Raw genomic sequence first — 17,161 nt, forward strand, 5'->3', positions numbered from 1 at the left:
GTCGTCCCGATATGACGATCGGAGAATCGGGTCTTCAAGGAATCAACCCTCCGTCAGTGCGACGTAGGCATCGCGGTCCAGCAGTGCGTCTGCGGCGCCATCAGCAACGGACATCTTGATGAGCCAGCCGCCCTCGAAAGGGGAGCTGTTGACCAGGGAGGGGTCATCGACGACCGCGTCGTTGACCTCGGTGACCGTGCCGGCGAGAGGCGCGTAGATTTCTCCCACCGACTTGGTCGATTCGACCTCGCCGACGACCGTACCCGCTTCGAGTTCGGTGCCGACGTCCGGCAGCTCGACGAACACCACGTCGCCCAGCTTCTCCGCGGCGTAGTCGGTGATACCAATGGTCACCGTCGTGCCGTCAACAGCGAGCCATTCGTGCTCTTCGGTGTACTTGAGTGCGGTGAGATCGGTCATTTCTTCCTCCGGTAGAAAGGCAGGGCGGTAACGGTTGCGGGAATCTTCTTTCCTCGGATGTCGAGGAAAACGGCGGTGCCCTCTTCAGCTGATGAGGGATCGATGAATGCCATGGCGATCGGATGCCCGAGCGTCGGGCTGAGCGCGCCGCTGGTGATTTCGCCGAGCGCAGTGCCGTCTTCGGTGACGACGGCGTAGCCGGCACGACCGGCACGCTTGCCTTCGGCGGCGAGTCCGACGAGCACGCGCGCATCGTCGTCAGCGGTGACAGCGTCCTTGCCGACGAATGCTTCCTTCTCGGATGCCACAACGCGTCCGAGCCCCGCTTGAGCAGGCTTCGTCATAAGCGACAGCTCATGCCCGTACAGCGGCATGCCTGCCTCGAGACGCAGAGTGTCGCGGGCCGCGAGCCCAGCGGGAACAATGCCGTGGGCCTCGCCCGCTGCCAGCACCGCGTCCCAGAGCGCGACGGCGTCTTCGCTGCGGACGAGCAGTTCGAAGCCGTCTTCACCGGTGTATCCGGTGCGGGCAACGATGAGGGGTTCGCCGTTGTAGCGTGCTGACGCCCACGCGTAGTACTTCTGCTCGTCCCACGGGATGCTGAGCTCGGTGATTCCCGAGACCTCGGCGACGATCCTCTCGGAGGCAGGGCCCTGAATGGCGAGCAGTGCGTAGGAGTCGGACACATCCTCGACGGCGACGTCGAAGGCCCCAGTGCGGACGGGCAGCGCCGCGGCGACGGCGTCCCGGTTTCCGGCATTCGAGATGATCAGGAAGCGACTCTCGGCCAGGCGATAAACGATGACGTCATCGATGATGCCGCCGTTTTCGGCGAGCAGCAGCGAGTACTTCGCCTTACCGATCGTCATCGTCGATAGCCGCCCGGCGAGTGCGTAGTCGAGGTAGGCCGCGGCATCCGGTCCCCCGACGGTGAACTCAGCCATGTGCGAGATGTCGAACAGACCGGCCGCCTGACGCACAGCATGATGCTCGGCGAGGTCGGAGGTATAGCGCACCGGCATCTGCCAGCCGCCGAAGTCGGTGAAGGATGCGCCGAGCGACTCATGTCGCTCGCGAAGCGGGGTGAATCGGGCCTGGGTCATGGAGTTCTCCCGTATAGATCGGAAGGATGCCGTACGGAATGCACGGTATCCGAGAACTCCCCCTCTGTCATGTGCCTGAGAGTTTCACCCTTCGACAGGCTCAGGGAGCAAAATCGGGGGCTTTCACCGTCGGCGGATGCGGAGCATCACTTTTCAGAGTGGCCGGAAGCGGGCGGTACGCGGTACCTGAGAGATTGGCGGGGAGGCTTGCTCCTTCGGTGCCCGGCTGCACTCACCGGGGCTCTCCCGCACGCTTCGTGGGGCCGTCTTCAGTTATGCCCCCACTCTACCGTCCCTCGGCCGAAGCGATCGCACGCATGACTGCCGCGTGCCCGCACTCATAGACTCAGGACGTGACCTCACCCACCGGCAGCTCCGACGCGATCCGCGTCGCCGTCTCGACCGTGATCTTCTCGCTCCGCGGCGGAACCGACGGAGACCGACTGATGCTGCCACTGGTCCGGCGCACGCGCGAACCGTACCGGGACTCCTGGGCGCTGCCCGGAGGATGGCTGGACCCCGCCGAAGATCTGGATGCCGCAGCATCTCGAACCCTCGCCGAGACAACCGCCCTCAAGCCGAGCTACCTCGAACAGCTATACACGTTCGGTGACGTCGACCGTTCCCCCACACGGACGATCTCGATCGTGTACTGGGCACTGCTTCGTTCTGACCTCGTCGACGCGCAGCGCGCGGGAGCGGATGCCCCGGAGAACGTGGAGTGGTTCGATGTGGACGCCATGCCGCAACTCGCGTTCGACCACAACCGCATTGCCGAGTACGCGCTGTGGCGACTGCGGAACAAGGTCGGATACAGCTGGATCGGCGCCGGAGTGCTGCCTGATGAGTTCACCCTCACGGAGCTGCGCGAGGTGTATGAGACGGTACTCGGGCGCCGGCTGGACCCGTCGAACTTCCGTCGCCTGCTGGAGGGGTCAGCCGAATTGATCCCAACCGAATCGTTCCGCACTGGCAAGCACCGCCCCGCTCGGCTTTTCCGACTCGCCACGGCGGACTGAACCCGTCAGTTCCCGTTGCCTCGCACTCCGGCGATTGCACTTAAGGTCGATTCGACATAATGTGAACCCACACACTAAGTGTCGAAGTGACCAGAAGGCGGCGCCCGATGCCCACGCTCAACCTCCGAACGATCAATCCCTCTGTCGATCACGCGATCCAGGCGATCGTCACGGGCGCATCCACGGATGAAACCTGCAACACGGATCTGGCCGCCGCCCCCTGGACGTTCGACAGCGTCCCCGGCTATGGTCCCGGTTCCTCAATGGGTGATGTCATCCCGACCGGCACTCCCCGCCAGGGCGAGCTGCCCGTCGAGTATCGCGAAGCCGACGAAGAAGCTCTTCACGAGCGCATCCGCGCTGCCAAGCAGACGTTGGGCGACCGCGTCGTCGTGCTGGGCCACTTCTACCAGCGCGAAGAGGTCGTGCGCCACGCCGACTATGTCGGCGACTCCTTCCAACTCGCAAACGCTGCACTGGAGCATCCGAATGCTGAGGCAATCGTCTTCTGCGGCGTGCACTTCATGGCCGAGACGGCCGACCTGCTCTCCACCCCCGACCAGGCCGTGATCCTGCCGAACCTCGCCGCCGGATGCTCCATGGCCGACATGGCCGACATCGATCAGGTGGAGGACTGCTGGGAGCAGTTGGCCGATGTCTTCGGCGATCTGGATGCCGTCGACGCGGACGGTCGCGTACCGGTGATCCCCGTGACCTATATGAACTCCTCGGCTGCGATCAAGGGATTCGTCGGACGCCACGGCGGAATCGTGTGCACATCCTCCAACGCGGAGACCGTCTTGGAGTGGGCGTTCGAACGCGGGCAGCGTGTGCTGTTCTTCCCCGACCAGCATCTCGGACGCAACACCGCGAAGGCCATGGGGGTATCGCTTAACCAGATGCCGATGTGGAATCCGCGTCGTCCCCTCGGCGGTTCCAGCGCCGGCGAGCTCGTCGAGTCGAAGGTCATTCTGTGGCACGGCTTCTGCTCTGTGCACCGCCGATTCACGGTCGCGCAGATCGATCAGGCCCGCGCCGAGCACCCTGATGTGCGCGTGATCGTGCATCCGGAGTGCCCGATGGAGGTTGTGGACGCCGCCGATGAGGCCGGGTCCACCGACTACATTCGCCGCGCGATCGCCGGTGCGACAGAGCCGACAACCTTCGCGATCGGCACCGAGATCAACCTCGTCCGTCGCCTGGCAGCGCAGTATCCGCAGCATGAAATCTTCTGCCTGGATCCGGTGGTCTGCCCGTGCTCGACGATGTATCGCATCCATCCCGGATATCTGGCCTGGGTGCTGGAAGAGCTCGTCGCCGGGCGCGCGCCGAACCGCATTCAGGTAGCCGCTGATGTCGCAGATCCGGCACGCACGGCTCTCGAGCGGATGCTGGCCGCAAAGCCCCGCGGATGAACCTCGTTGTCGCAGGATCCGGCATTGCGGGATTGACCGCTGCGCTGCATGCGCAACAGTCCGGGCACTCCGTCACGCTCGTGACGAAGGATGCACTCGGCGGCGGATGCACCCCGCTTGCGCAGGGAGGTGTCGCAGGCATCTACGGCCCTGGTGACTCGCCTCGGCAGCATGCCGCGGACACCCTCGACGCTGGTGCAGGACTATCGGATGCGATGGCCGTCGATGTGCTCGTGGGCGAGGGATCGGCGCGCATCGCCGAATTGATCGCGCGCGGTGTCGCATTCGACCGGGACGTCAATGGCACGCTGCTACTCGGGCGCGAAGCAGCCCATTCTCACGCCCGCATCGTGCACGCCGGCGGCGATGCGACCGGCGCCGAGATCTCCCGGGCACTGATCGCGCAGGTGCACGATCGCGGCATCGACATCGTCGAGCATGCGTTCCTGCTCGATCTCCTCATCGAGCACGGTGCTGTGCGCGGCGTCCGGATGCTGCACCACGGCGTGACGCTCGACATCACAGCGGATGCGGTGATTCTGGCAACCGGCGGCGGAGGACAGCTGTATCAGCACACGACCAATCCGCTCGGTGCGACCGGCGATGGGATCGCCGCCGCCATCCGTGCCGGCGCCGCTGTGGCGGACCTGGAGTTCGTACAGTTCCACCCCACGGTGCTGGCCGCGGGCGGATCGTTTCTCATCTCCGAAGCCGTGCGCGGCGAAGGCGCGACGCTGATCGATGACCGGGGTCGGCGGTTCGTGTTCGACAGCCACCCTGACGGTGAGATGGCGCCACGCGATGTGGTGGCCGGGGCCATCGCGAGGCAGGCGGGGTTGCAGCGCTCCCCCGTCCGGCTGGATGCCACCATGATCGGTGCGGCACGGCTCACCCAGCGGTTTCCGACGATCGACCGGTCAACGCGCGAGCGCGGGTTCGACTGGGCCCGAGAGCCAATCCCGGTGACGCCGGCCGCGCACTATCTGATGGGCGGCATCCGCACTGATCTCGACGGACGCACCAGCATCCCCGGTCTCTTCGCCGTGGGAGAGACGGCCTGCACCCGAGTCCACGGCGCCAATCGCCTCGCTTCCAACTCGCTCTTGGAGGCCGCAGTCTTCGCTGCTCGCGCCGCCGCGGCCGCCGCCGTGCCCGCGCATTCCATCCCGCTCCGGTCGCAGTTCACGTCGCTAAAACCCGCGAATAGCGACACGAACTGCGACCGGAGCGGAGGGTTTGCGCACTCGCGAGGCCTTCTGCAGGAACTCATGTGGGATCGGGTCGGGCTCGTTCGCACCCCGGACGGCCTCGCCGAAGCGCTGACCAGCATCCGCTCCTGGGCCGCAGCAGCACCGGCGCCGGCATCCGTTGCCGACTACGAAACCGCTAACCTTCTCACCGTGGCCGAAGCCGCCGCATCCGCCGCTCTCGCTCGCACCGAATCGGTCGGTGCACACCAGCTCTCCCGCGAACCCGCTCTGATCGGAGCCTGATGCTCACTGCCGCCACTCTCACCCGCATCGTCGGCGCAGCCCTCGAAGAGGACGCCCCCTGGGGCGACCTCACCAGCACGGTGCTGCTGCCTGCCGACGCCACGGCAGCTGCCGACCTCGTTGCCCGCGAACCCGGCACCTTCAGCGGCGGCGACGTGTTCGCGGCTGCATTCGCCCTCACCGATCCGACACTCGAGGTCGACGTGCACGTCGGCGATGGCGATGTCTTCGCACCGGGCGATGTGCTCGCGTCTGTTTCGGGTTCGGCCCGCAGCATCCTGACCGCCGAACGCGTCGCGCTGAACTTCACCCAGCGGATGAGCGGAATCGCAACGCTGACTGCGCAGTACGTCCAGGCCGTCGCCGGAACTGGCGTCCGCATCGCCGATACCCGCAAGACGACGCCGGGATTGCGCGCCTTCGAGCGGCACGCGGTGGTCTCCGGCGGCGGCAGCAATCATCGCTATTCACTTTCGGATGCTGTGATGGCCAAGGACAACCACCTCGCCGTTCTGCAGCGCTCCGGTGCAGATCTGGCCACCGCACTGCGCGAAGCGCTGTCGCGGTTGCCGCACACCACACACGTCGTGGTGGAAGTGGATCGCCTCGATCAGGTCGACGCGGTCCTCGACGGCGGGGCACACACCGTGTTGCTTGATAACTTCTCCCTCGACGATCTGCGCGCCGGGGTCGAACTGATCGGCGAGCGGGCGACGGCCGAAGCATCCGGTGGTGTGAACCTCGACACCGTGCGGGCCATCGCTGAAACCGGTGTCGATGTCATCTCCGTCGGCGCGCTCACCCACTCCGCCCGCGCATTGGATCTCGGTCTGGATGTGCGCATCGCCTGATCGGCGGTCTCGTCTGATGCTCTATCTCGATCATGCTGCGACATCTCCGGTGCGCCCGGAGGTGCTCGAGGCTATGCGTCCCTATCTCACCGGTGTGTTCGGTAACCCGTCCAGTCATCACACCGCCGGCGAAGCTGCGGCGAGCGCGCTGGAGGATGCCAGAGCACGGGTCGCACGAATTCTGGGTATGCGCGCGGGCGATGTGATCTTCACCTCCGGCGGTACCGAAGCGAACAATCTCGCGGTGAAGGGCATCGTCCTTTCCGCCCTGGCTCGCGGACGCCGCCACATTGTGACGACGCCAATCGAGCACGAGTCGATTCTGGAGTCCGTCGAGTATCTGCGGCGATTTCATGCCGTCGAGGTGACCTGCGTTCCTGTGATGGATACGGGCCGGCTCACCCCGGACGCGCTGGCCGAAGCGCTGCGCGAAGACACGGCTCTCGTCTCGCTGGGTCACGCGAACAACGAGATCGGGACGGTGCAGCCTGTTGCCGCTCTTGCCGCTGTGGCCACGGCGGCCGGAGTGCCGCTGCACGTGGATGCCGTGCAGTCGGCCGGATGGCTGCCGCTCGGCGATCTGGGTGCTGCTGCGATGTCCATCGCCGGACACAAAATCGGCGCCCCCAAAGGCATCGGCGCGCTCGGTGTGCGTGCACGCATCCCGCTGGAGCCGTTGCTGCACGGCGGCGGACAGGAGCGCGGGCATCGCTCGGGAACCCAGAACGTCGCCGGCGCCGTGGGCCTGGCCGTCGCACTGGAGTTGACCGAGGCAGAGCGCTTGACAGCGTCCACACGCATCGGCGAGCAGACCGCCCGCTTCATCGCTGCCGTCCTCGCGGAGGTTCCGCAGGCTGCACTCACCGGCGACCCAGTGCACCGACTGCCGGGGTCCGCGAGCTTCACTTTCGCCGGGACCAGCGGCGAGGCGGTACTGCTGGAGCTTGAGCGCCGCGGCGTGATCTCCTCCAGCGGCTCGGCCTGTGCGGCAGACAGCGACGAGCCGTCGCACGTGCTGCTGGCCTGCGGCGTGCCGGCCGAGGTGGCGCAGACATCCGTGCGCTTCACCTTCGGGCGTGCACCGCTGGCCGATGCGGCCCCGGCTCAGCTCGCACACCTGGTTGCCGCGGCTGTCGCCACCGTCGCCACCGGTTCATAACTCCTGAAAACTGGCCCGCATGCCGGACCGGAGCCGCGTCTTTCCGGCCCCGCCGAACAGCTGTCGCGAATTCTTCAGGAGTTGTGCACAGAGGAGGGACCATAAACTCGGAACGTGACGAACGCCTCCGCCCCGATCGTGACGTTGATCGTCCCCGGCCGAAACATCGACGCCTACGCTCCGGCGGCGATCGCCTCATTGCAGGCGCAGACCGAGCCGCGCTGGCGCGCCATCCTCATCGACGATGGTTCAACAGACGCCACCGGCGCGATCTTCGAACACGCCGCCACCGAGGACGACCGGCTCATGGTCGTCCGACACGAGACGTCCCGGGGCTTGGGCGCTGCCCGCAACGCCGGCCTCGACCTGGTCGGCACACCGTTGCTGGGCTTCCTCGATGCAGATGACGAACTCACTCCCACAGCGCTTGCCCGTCTCACCGGTACTCTGGCCGAAACAGGCAGCGACTTCGTGGCCGGCGCCTACGTGCGCTCACGGCCACAGGGGCGTGCCTACGTTCCGGGGCGCGTGCAGCCTTGGACTGCGGCCGCTACCGACCCGGCTCGTCTGCGCACAACGATCCTCGAGCATCCGCGTGCTTCGGCGAACATCGTCGCCTGGTCAAAGATCAGCCGTGCGGACTTCTGGTCACAGATGCGCTTTCCCGAAGGTGTCGCCTACGAGGATCAGATCGTGGCGCAGCAGATGTATACCCGCGCCGCGACGTTCGATGTCATCCCGGATGTTGTGGTGCACTGGCGGCTGCGTGCCGATGGCACGTCCATCACCCAGGGCAAGTCACAGCTGCCGGTGCTGCGGGATTATCTGGCGGCGCTGCGCGGCGGCATCCGTGTGCTGCATGAGGCCGGGGCAACAGCGGCTGTCAGCGCCAGACTCGAGCTCATCCTCGCCATGGATCTGCCGCCGCTTCAGGCGATCGCCAGCACGCACCCGGACCCCGCCTACGGGGCTGAGGTGACCGCGTTCCTGCACGAGCTGCACGACTTGCCGGAGTTCGCCGACGCTCACCCCGATCCGAACATCACGGCCGCGCTCGCCTGGTGACGCACCCCGCACTGCCCTCTGATTGGAACCCTGTGGACGGCTACCTCGCTGAACTCTTCTCCCTTCGAAACCGCACCGCTGTCATCACCGGAGGCAGCTCCGGAATCGGTCGCGGCATCGCACTCGCGCTCGGCCGCGCCGGGGCATCTGTCGTCATCGTCGCGCGGGGTAGCGAGCGCATCGCTGAGACAGTGCGCGAACTGTCGGATGCCGGGTGTCGGGCTGCGGGCGTTGTCGGAGATCTGAGTACGCGTGACGGCATCCTCTCGGCTGCTGAGGCTGCCGCCGAACCATTCGGCGAGCCGGACATCCTCGTGAACTCGGCCGGAATCAACATCCGCCCGCCCTTCGCGCAGATCACCCAGGCCGATTGGGATGCCACCATGACTGTGAATGCGCTGGCGCCGTTCCTGCTCGGCCAGCGTTACGCAGCGGGCATGGCCGAGCGCGGGTTCGGCCGTCTCATCCACATCAGCTCGCAGCAAGCGCATCGAGCGTTCGTGGGAAGCGGTGTCTACGGTGTCTCCAAGGGCGCCGTGGAGTCCCTCATGCGCTCGGAGGCCGAAGCGTGGGGCGACCGCGGCATCACCAGCAATACGCTGGTTCCGGGCTTCGTGCTCACCCCGCTGAACGCTCGCCTGCAGGAGGACCCCCAGCAGGTTGAGCAGCTGGCCGCTCGTACGATGATCGGCCGCAACTCGGTGCCGAGCGACTTCGCCGGCGCCGCGGTGTTCCTCGCCAGCGCCGCGGCGGCATATGTCACCGGCCACTCGCTGTTCGTCGACGGCGGCCTGTCAGCGCACTGAGCGCACGCCGCTTAGCCTGCGATACCTGCTGGCACCGGCTGGGAGTGGTGCGGGGTATCGCCGAGCTGTGCCTGCAGCCGCCACAGCTGCACTTTCAGCTGCTCGCGCAGCTCGGCGTAAGCAGGGTCGAGGTAGACGTTGTTGAGCTCTTCCGGATCGGCCTCGAGATCGTACATCTCCCACTCCGGCGGGTACGAGTGCGGTGATGACCCGGGAAGGCCGAGACCGTCGTTATAGAAGTAGATGAGCTTGTGTCGTTCGGTGCGGATGCCGTAGTGCGCGAGCGCGTGGTGGTCGACGTCGTCGTTCTCGAAGTACCGGTAGTACATCGCCTCGCGCGTCGGGCGTTCGGGGTCGTCGGTCAACTGCGGGACGATGCTGACCCCCTGCATCCGGTCAAGCGCGTCGACGCCGGCGAAATCGAGGATCGTCTGGGCAAAGTCGACGTTCGTGACGATCTGCTCCACCGGTTGCTCCCGCACCGGGATGCGCGCGGGGTAGCTCATCACGAGCGGCATCCGCAACGATTCGTCGTACATGAACCGCTTGTCGAACCAGCCGTGATCGCCGAGGAAGAAGCCCTGATCTGAGGTGTACATCAGCAGCGTGTCGTCGAACTGCTCCCTGTCGCGCAGCCAGTCGATGACGCGCCCGACGTTGTCGTCGACGGATGCCACGCACGCGAGGTAGTCCTCCATGTAGCGCTGGTACTTCCACACGGCCGCCTGCTCGTATGTCAGCCCCTCGGGTGGGGCGACCTTGAGGTCGGTGAGTGTGAGGTGGTCGGCGATGCGCATAGCTGCGCGGTGCGCGGCAGATGACCGCGTCGCGTAGTCGTCGTCGAACGTTGCCGGCAACGGGATCGGGTCGCTGTACATGCCCTTGTGCTTCTCATCCGGCTCCCACGGGCGGTGCGGGGCTTTGTGGTGCAGCAGCAGACACCAGGGCTCGTCCCCCTCCTGCTTATCGAGCCAGGCGAGGGCGAGGTCGGTGAGCACATCGGTGGCGTAGCCGGGTTCGATGCGGATGCCGTCCTCGGTGAGGATCTGCGGGTCGAAGTACTCCCCCTGGTTTCGCAGCACGGCCCAGTAGTCAAAGCCCTGCGGGTCGTGCCCCTCCCCCTCGCCCATGTGCCATTTTCCGACGACGGCGGTGCGGTAGCCTGCCTCGCGCAGCTGTGAGATGAACGTCGGCTGGCTGGCGTCGATCGGTGTGTGCAGAGTCGTCACGCCGTTGATGTGGCTGTACGTGCCAGTGAGGATCGATGCGCGGCTGGGGGTGCACAGCGCGTTCGTGCAGAAACAGTTGTCCAGTCGCACCCCGGCCTGGGCGATCTCGTCGATGCGCGGTGTGGAGTTCACTGCCGATCCGTACGCGCTGATGGCGTGCGAGGCGTGGTCGTCCGTGAGGATCAGGACGATGTTGGGGCGCTTGGATGCGGTGTTCATACAGCTCAATCGTTCGGCAATGCAGGGGGGTGCCCTGCCAGCGCGTGATCGCCACGGCCGGCAGGGCAAGGATGAAGAAAGTTCTACTTGCCTGCGGCGACGAACGCGTCACCCAGGTAGTAGGTCGAGGCGTCAGTGGCGTCTTCGAGCTTATCCGCCGAGACGAAGTACTCATTCAAGCTCGTGAGCCAGGTAGCCACTGTGCCGTCCGCGGTGAGGTCGTCAAGCTCGGACGAGGTCAGGTACTTGGCGTTGGCGGCATCCGAAGCGAATGCATCCGCATCGCCCTTGAGCATCGCGGCGGTGATCTCGATCGTCTCGTCGAGGTTCGCGACGCGGAAGTCCATGGCATCGCGCAACACGGCCAGCACGGCCTCGGTCGCCTCCGGGTGTGCCTCGGTGAACTTCGGGTTTGCGACGATGGCACTGGGGAATGCGACCTGGTCGGCGAAGTCTTCGTTCTCGGCGAGGATCTCCAGGTCCGGCACCTGCTCCTGGATCGTGTCGATCAGCGGGAACCAGATCCCGGCGGCGTCGACCTGACCGGACGCGAACGCCGATACGACGGTGGCCGGATCCATGGCGACCTTCTCGACATCATCGATGGTCATTCCGGCATTTTTGAGCGCCATCGTCAGGATCATGTCACCCGACGTTCCTTCCGGAACGGCGACTTTCTTGCCCTTGAGGTCCTCGACCGAGGTGATTCCGGGCTGAGCGATCACACGATCGGCGTTTCCGAGGCTGTTGATCATCGCGACCTGCGCTTCACCGGATGCTGGCAGCCACATGGCACCGGGTCCGATGTATCCGAAGTCGAGGTTGTCCGTGCCCAGCGCCTGGATCTGGAGCGGGCCATTGGTGAACACGGGCGTCTCGACCTCGAGCCCGTGTTCCTCCCACAGGCCCTGCTCGTCGGCGATCGCGAGCAGGCTCGCACCGTTGAAGTCAGCGATGTAGCCGACGCGGACTTTCGGGAACTCCACCGCTTCGGGGGCGGATTCGCCCTCGGCGGCGGGGCTGCTGCTCGCGCAGCCGGTAAAGGTGAGAGTCGCGGCAGCAATCAAGGCAGCGGCAGCAATGCCGCGCCGGCGCAGAATGCGTGTCATGGGTTTTCCTCTGGGTTGGGGCCGTCAGGCGACGGCGGCTGTGGCCCGGTGGCCGGGGTTCTGGTGGTAGACGGCGCTCCAGACGCGATTGCGCAGTTCGGTGAATTCCGCGCTCAATCGCATCTCTTCGGTACGCGGATAGGGCAGATCGACATCGATGACCTCGTAGATGCGGCCAGGTCGTGCTGCCATCACGACCACACGGTTGGCGAGGAACACGGCCTCGTCGACGTCGTGCGTGATGAACATGACGGTGCGCTTCTCCTGGCTCCACGTCTGCAGCAGCTGCTCTTGCAGCTTCACTCTGGTGAGCGCATCGAGCGCGCCGAAGGGCTCATCCATGAGCAGGATGCTGGGATCCACCGCGTAGGCACGCGCGATGGCACAACGCTGCTTCATGCCTCCGGAGAGCATTTTCGGCAGCGCATCGGCGAAGTCGGTCAGCCCGACCATCTCGATGAAGTGATCGGCCTTGGCACGGCGGTCGACCGCCTTCATCCCGGCGGTCTTGAGTCCGAACTCGACGTTCTTGCGCACCGTCAACCAGGGAAATAGCGCGTACTGCTGGAAGATCACACCGCGTTCGGGTCCGGGACCCGCCACGGCTTCACCATCGACGAGCGCCTCGCCGCTGGTGGGCATGTCGAGCCCGGCGAGGATGTTCATCAGCGTGGATTTACCGCAGCCGCTGGGGCCGACGACGGTGACGAACTCATTGTCGGCGACGTCGAGCGACACGTTGTCGAGCGCGACGAAGGTGTCGCCCTTGAGGTCGAAGGTCTTGGTGACACCGCGAACGCTGATGCGGGCGGTTTGCGTGTTCGAGTTCATCGGCGTTCCTGCCATCCTGTGAGTCGGCGTTCAGCGAGCAGCAGCAGTCGGTCCATCACTAGACCGAGCACGCCGATCACGATGAGGCCGACGAATATCGTCTCGATCTCGTAGTACAGCTGCGCGTACTGCATCCGATATCCCAAGCCCTGCTGCGCGGCGATGAGCTCGGCGGCGACCAGGGTCGCCCAGGAGGCACCGAGGCCGACACGCATGCCGACGAGGATGAAGGGTACGGATGCCGGCACCACGACGCGCACGAAGATCGTGCCGTCCTTGGCTCCCAGCACGCGGGCGGCGTTGATGAGTGTCTTGTCGACGTCGACGACGCCCTGGAAGGTCGAGATCACGCAGGAGAAGAAGGCCGCCAGGAAGATAACGAGAATCTTCGGCTCTTCACCGATTCCCAGCAGCACGATCGCGAGGGGAATGATCGCCAGCGGCGGGATCGTGCGGAAGAACTGGATCCACGGCTCGATCACGGCGCGCGCCGATACGTACCAGCCCATCAGGAATCCGACCGGAATCGCCACGGCAGTACCCAGCGCGAAGCCGATGAGCACGCGGGTGAGGCTCGCACCGATATCGGCGATCAGCGTTCCATCGGCGGTGAGCTCCCAGGCCCGGACCGCAACTGCCGGCGGCGTCGGCAGGTTGAAGCCGACGAGCGACAGTACCCACCACAGACCGACTCCCAGCACGACGCTGGCCGTGCTGAGTACCAGGGTGAAGCGGCGTTTCCTCGTGCGGCGCCGGCGCTGGGGTCCGTCGCCCGTGGATCCTGTTGCCAGGGTCGAGGTCGCTGTCTCCGGCGGCGCAGTGGTGCTTACGGCGCTCACCGGCTCGGTCCTGATCGTCGTACGGTGTTCATCAGTCGTCCTTCGGGTCATGTCGATTGCGGCTGCGTCGAGCCGGAGGGGTAGCCGCTGAGCACGGGAGTGCGCCGGAGCAGCGCGACGATTCCGCCGATCGCGCCGCCTTCGTCGCCGAGCGCAGTTCGGCGCACGCGCGGGCCGCGTCCGCCTACCGGCAGCAGTTCGTAGGAGACGGTTTCTGCGACCTGCTGGATGAGGGCATCCGAGATCATCGCTACTTCTCCACCGACGACGATCTCCGCCGGGTTGAGTGCGACGGCCAGCCCGCCGAGCACCTGTCCGACAGCGACGCCGGTCTCGCGGATGACTCCGAGCACGATCGGGTCACCATGCTCAGCTGCGACCTGCATGTCGGCGAGCGTCGTTACCGCGGCGCCCGCGGTCCGGCAGCGTTCGAGGATGGCGTCGATGGATGCGACGGTCTCCAGGCATCCGCGCTTACCGCAGCGGCACAGCGTGCTGACGCCGTTGACGGTCATGTGCCCAAACTCGCCGGAGATCCCCGTCGATCCGGAGACCAGTCGGCCGTCGATGATGAGGCCACCACCGATGCCGAAAGACAACCGCAGGTAGAGCAGATGGCCGACAGCGCCGGCAGTGTGCCAGGTTGCTTCGGCGAGCGCGGCAAGGCGCGTGTTGTTGTCGAGCAGCACATCGGCGGCGAACCGCTCGGAGAAGGACCGGCGCACGAGGTCGGCACCGACGTGGCGAGCACGGTCGAGGGGTTCGTCTTCGTCGTGCGGCACCCGCGAGGAGAATGGTCCCGGCAGACCGACGGCGATGCCGAGCACACCGTCCAGGTGGATATCGGCTTCCGCGCTCATTGATTCGATCAGCGCAAAAGCCGCTTCGATGCGCGTTTCCCAGCGCGAGGAGCTGTCGTATTCGGCGGAGTCGGAGGCGATAAGTTCACGTGCGGCATTGGCGACGGCGACGCGAACCAGGCTGTGCCGAAAGTCGACGCCGATGTACTGACCTGCGGACGGATCCAGACGCAGCTTATTTGCCGGGCGTCCGCGACCGACCGCGGCTTCCCGAGGCGGAAGGCTCGAGATGACACGGCGCCGCAGCAGGCTCGATGTGATCTCGGACAGTGTGGTCCGTGACAGCCCGATGTACGCTGCCAGCTCCGTTCGTGTCAGCGAGCCGTGCTCGCGCAACGCCTGCAGAACCCGATCCTCGTGGGTTCTGCGGACGAGTGCTTGCACTCCGATCGGCGTTGACATGGGGACAACAGTAGAAGCCGCGATTTTTTCCATCAACCCTCCGACATAATTCAATCTGAAAAATGTAAGGGGTCCTCCCAGATCATCCTCCGGGAGCGATGATGGAGGCTGTTCAGCCCTCCGCGGGATACACGCGTGTGTCGTTGCTCGGCCCGTCCAGAAGCGGCACGGGAGCGGTGAGCGCGGCAACAGCATCTGCTCCGGCTGAGTCCTCCGGCGCACGGTCAGCGCGTCGATCAAGGAAAGCCGCGGCTACTCCCCCGGCGACGGTTCCCTCGACGATGGCCTCGGTTTCCAGAACGCGGGTTGCCGCAACCTGCTCGGCTGCGAGTTCGGAGTAGAGCCCGCCGCGCGCCAGCAGTTCGCTGTGCGTGCCCGACTCCACGATCCGCCCAGCTTCGAGCACATGGATGACATCGGCACCCATCACTGTCGACAGTCGATGTGCGATCGAGATGGTTGTGCGGCCCTTCGCCGCCTCATCGAGAGCTGTCTGCACGACACGTTCCGACACGGTGTCCAGCGCCGAGGTCGCTTCGTCCAGCAGGAGAACCGGCGGGTCCTTCAGCAGCACGCGCGCGATCGCGATGCGCTGCTTCTCGCCGCCGGAAAGGCGATAGCCGCGTTCGCCGACGACCGTATCGTAGCCGTGCTCGAACCCGGCGATGATGTGGTGAATGTTCGCACTGGTGCAGGCCGCGATGAGCTCTTCCTCTGACGCCCCTGGCTTCGCGTAGAGCAGGTTCTCCCGGATCGTGGCATGGAACAGATAGGTCTCCTGCGAGACGATGCCGACGTCATCGATGATCGAGCCCTGCGTCAGGGTTCGCACATCCGCTCCGGCGAACAGCACCGAACCGCCATGAGCTTCGTACAGTCGCGGCGCGAGATACAGCACGGTGGTCTTGCCCGCGCCCGACGGCCCGACAAAGGCCACATGCTGTCCGGGCTCCGCGACGAAGGAGACGCTTTGCAGGGTCGGTCGGGCATCGGCTGCAGCATCCGGGTAGCGAAAGACGACGTCCTGGAACTCGACCTGTCCACGCGGACCGGGCGCCACATCGACCGATACGGCATCCGGCGCATCTTCGATCTCAGGAACCAGGTCGAGGTACTCGAAAATGCGGGCGAAGAGCGCCGAGGACGTCTGCAGATCCAGCGAGACACGCATGAGCCCCATCAGCGGTTGCAGGAGCCGTGCCTGGACGGTCGTGAACGCGACGACGGTTCCGGCCGTGATCGCTCCCTCGCCGCCGGCGATCAGATACCCGGACACGAGGTAGATCACCGCGGGAACGGATGCCATCAGCACCTGCACGACCGCGAAGAAACCCTGACCGCTCATTGCTCTGCGCACCTGCAGCTTCACCTGGTTGCGGTTCTCGTCCTGGTAACGCTGCGATTCTGCGCGCTGACGGTTGAACGACTTCGACAGCAGCATGCCTGAGACGCTCAGGGTCTCCTGGGTGATGGAGGTCAGCTCACTCAGCGATTCCTGGGTCTCGCCCGCGATGCGTGCGCGCACCTGCCCCACCCGGCGCTGCACGATGATCAGGAATGGCATCAGCACAACCGCGATGAGGGTCAGGCGCCAATCGATCAAGATCATGGCGACGAGTGAGGCGATGACGGTGACGATATTGCCGAGGATGCTGGTGACCGTATTGGTCAGCACACCGGACACTCCCCCGACATCGTTCTGCAGGCGGGATTGGATGACGCCGGTCTTCGTTCGCGTGAAGAACCCCAGCTCCATCGCCTGCAGATGCTCGAACAGGCGCACGCGCAGATCGCCGGTGACGTTGTTTCCGACCGTCGAGGTGAGCCAGGTCTGCGCGATGCCGAGGAGGGCGGAGAGGAGGAAGAGGCCGACCATGAAGACCACGAGTCGGATGAGCAGCCCGATCTCGGGGCCGCCTCCGTCGACGGGGAACAGCGCATCATCGAAGATGCGCTGCACGATCAGTGGCGGGATGACGGCGATGGCGGCACCGACGACGACGAGGAAGCCGGTGGCGATGATCCGTCCGCGGTACGGGCGGAACAATCCAACGACACGCTTACCCAGACCGGTGATCCGCGGCGCCTCGGCATTCAAACGCTTCTGCGCCGCCTCGTCAACACCACGAAATCCGCCGCCGCGACCGCCGCCCATGCTCATTCGGTCAGCCTATCCGCAACAAAATCTGCGGAGGCGGGAACAAGGATGACAGCCGCAGGGTTATCCTGGAGCGTTGCCCTAGAACGAATGCCTCATCTGTCGGCTCCGTCTCAGGCCTACCGCCACACCCAAACCACTGAGGAGACGCCTTGGCCACCGCATCGACCGGTTCCCTTCCCA

General features: G+C 65.6%; 15 protein-coding genes and 2 riboswitches. Of the genes, 7 read left to right on the forward strand and 8 right to left on the reverse strand.

Annotated elements, in window-relative coordinates; all coding sequences use genetic code 11:
* Window positions 1-42 precede the first annotated feature (42 nt).
* Complete coding sequence (gcvH, locus tag ACSU1L_RS05130) at window positions 43-420, reverse strand: glycine cleavage system protein GcvH (RefSeq protein WP_439254924.1); 378 nt, start codon at window positions 418-420, stop codon at window positions 43-45.
* Window positions 417-1,523 carry a glycine cleavage system aminomethyltransferase GcvT gene (gcvT, locus tag ACSU1L_RS05135; protein ID WP_439254925.1) on the reverse strand — a complete coding sequence of 369 codons (1,107 nt, stop codon included), beginning with the start codon at window positions 1,521-1,523 and terminating at the stop codon, window positions 417-419. The genes gcvH and gcvT overlap by 4 nt, the downstream gene beginning before the upstream one ends.
* A gap of 54 nt (window positions 1,524-1,577) precedes the next feature.
* A riboswitch (glycine riboswitch) is annotated at window positions 1,578-1,686 on the reverse strand.
* A riboswitch (glycine riboswitch) is annotated at window positions 1,687-1,782 on the reverse strand. It abuts the riboswitch before it with no gap.
* Window positions 1,783-1,876: 94 nt separating this feature from the next.
* Here gcvT and ACSU1L_RS05140 point away from each other — a divergent pair.
* The 7 genes from ACSU1L_RS05140 (at window position 1,877) to ACSU1L_RS05170 (ending at window position 9,331) form a co-directional block, all read left to right on the forward strand.
* Window positions 1,877-2,542 carry an NUDIX hydrolase gene (locus ACSU1L_RS05140; protein WP_438253427.1) on the forward strand — a complete coding sequence of 222 codons (666 nt, stop codon included), beginning with the start codon at window positions 1,877-1,879 and terminating at the stop codon, window positions 2,540-2,542.
* A 107-nt stretch (window positions 2,543-2,649) separates the two neighbouring features.
* Window positions 2,650-3,957, forward strand: coding sequence for a quinolinate synthase NadA (nadA, locus tag ACSU1L_RS05145; RefSeq protein WP_439254926.1), 1,308 nt, complete (start codon window positions 2,650-2,652; stop codon window positions 3,955-3,957).
* The gene (nadB, locus tag ACSU1L_RS05150; RefSeq protein ID WP_439254927.1) at window positions 3,954-5,450 is read left to right on the forward strand and encodes an L-aspartate oxidase; all 1,497 of its coding nucleotides are present in this window, start codon (window positions 3,954-3,956) and stop codon (window positions 5,448-5,450) included. Before nadA ends, nadB begins: the two co-directional genes overlap by 4 nt.
* Window positions 5,450-6,301: a carboxylating nicotinate-nucleotide diphosphorylase gene (gene nadC / locus ACSU1L_RS05155; RefSeq protein ID WP_439254928.1), complete on the forward strand. Its 852-nt coding sequence runs from the start codon at window positions 5,450-5,452 to the stop codon at window positions 6,299-6,301. Before nadB ends, nadC begins: the two co-directional genes overlap by 1 nt.
* 16 nt (window positions 6,302-6,317) lie before the next feature.
* Window positions 6,318-7,460, forward strand: a complete 1,143-nt coding sequence (locus ACSU1L_RS05160; protein WP_439254929.1) for a cysteine desulfurase family protein — start codon at window positions 6,318-6,320, stop codon at window positions 7,458-7,460.
* A gap of 114 nt (window positions 7,461-7,574) precedes the next feature.
* Window positions 7,575-8,525 carry a glycosyltransferase family 2 protein gene (locus ACSU1L_RS05165; protein WP_439254930.1) on the forward strand — a complete coding sequence of 317 codons (951 nt, stop codon included), beginning with the start codon at window positions 7,575-7,577 and terminating at the stop codon, window positions 8,523-8,525.
* On the forward strand, window positions 8,522-9,331 hold the full coding sequence (locus ACSU1L_RS05170; RefSeq protein WP_439254931.1) for an SDR family NAD(P)-dependent oxidoreductase: 810 nt from the start codon (window positions 8,522-8,524) through the stop codon (window positions 9,329-9,331). Before ACSU1L_RS05165 ends, ACSU1L_RS05170 begins: the two co-directional genes overlap by 4 nt.
* A gap of 11 nt (window positions 9,332-9,342) precedes the next feature.
* Here the strand turns inward: ACSU1L_RS05170 and ACSU1L_RS05175 are convergent, their stop codons facing one another.
* The 6 genes from ACSU1L_RS05175 to ACSU1L_RS05200 form a co-directional block, all read right to left on the reverse strand.
* Entirely contained in the window at window positions 9,343-10,779 is a 1,437-nt protein-coding gene (locus ACSU1L_RS05175) for a sulfatase family protein (protein WP_439254932.1), read from the reverse strand.
* 83 nt (window positions 10,780-10,862) lie between these two features.
* Window positions 10,863-11,888, reverse strand: a complete 1,026-nt coding sequence (locus ACSU1L_RS05180; RefSeq protein WP_438253419.1) for an aliphatic sulfonate ABC transporter substrate-binding protein — start codon at window positions 11,886-11,888, stop codon at window positions 10,863-10,865.
* A gap of 24 nt (window positions 11,889-11,912) precedes the next feature.
* Entirely contained in the window at window positions 11,913-12,719 is an 807-nt protein-coding gene (locus tag ACSU1L_RS05185) for an ABC transporter ATP-binding protein (RefSeq protein WP_438253418.1), read from the reverse strand.
* Complete coding sequence (locus ACSU1L_RS05190; protein ID WP_438253417.1) at window positions 12,716-13,558, reverse strand: ABC transporter permease; 843 nt, start codon at window positions 13,556-13,558, stop codon at window positions 12,716-12,718. The genes ACSU1L_RS05185 and ACSU1L_RS05190 overlap by 4 nt, the downstream gene beginning before the upstream one ends.
* Window positions 13,559-13,605: 47 nt before the next feature.
* Entirely contained in the window at window positions 13,606-14,820 is a 1,215-nt protein-coding gene (locus ACSU1L_RS05195; protein WP_438253416.1) for an ROK family protein, read from the reverse strand.
* Between the two features lie 112 nt (window positions 14,821-14,932).
* On the reverse strand, window positions 14,933-16,981 hold the full coding sequence (locus tag ACSU1L_RS05200) for an ABC transporter ATP-binding protein (protein ID WP_439254933.1): 2,049 nt from the start codon (window positions 16,979-16,981) through the stop codon (window positions 14,933-14,935).
* Window positions 16,982-17,161: the final 180 nt, after the last annotated feature.

It is taken from the genome of Microbacterium sp. A94, from assembly GCF_051842855.1.
Taxonomy (GTDB): Bacteria; Actinomycetota; Actinomycetes; order Actinomycetales; family Microbacteriaceae; genus Microbacterium.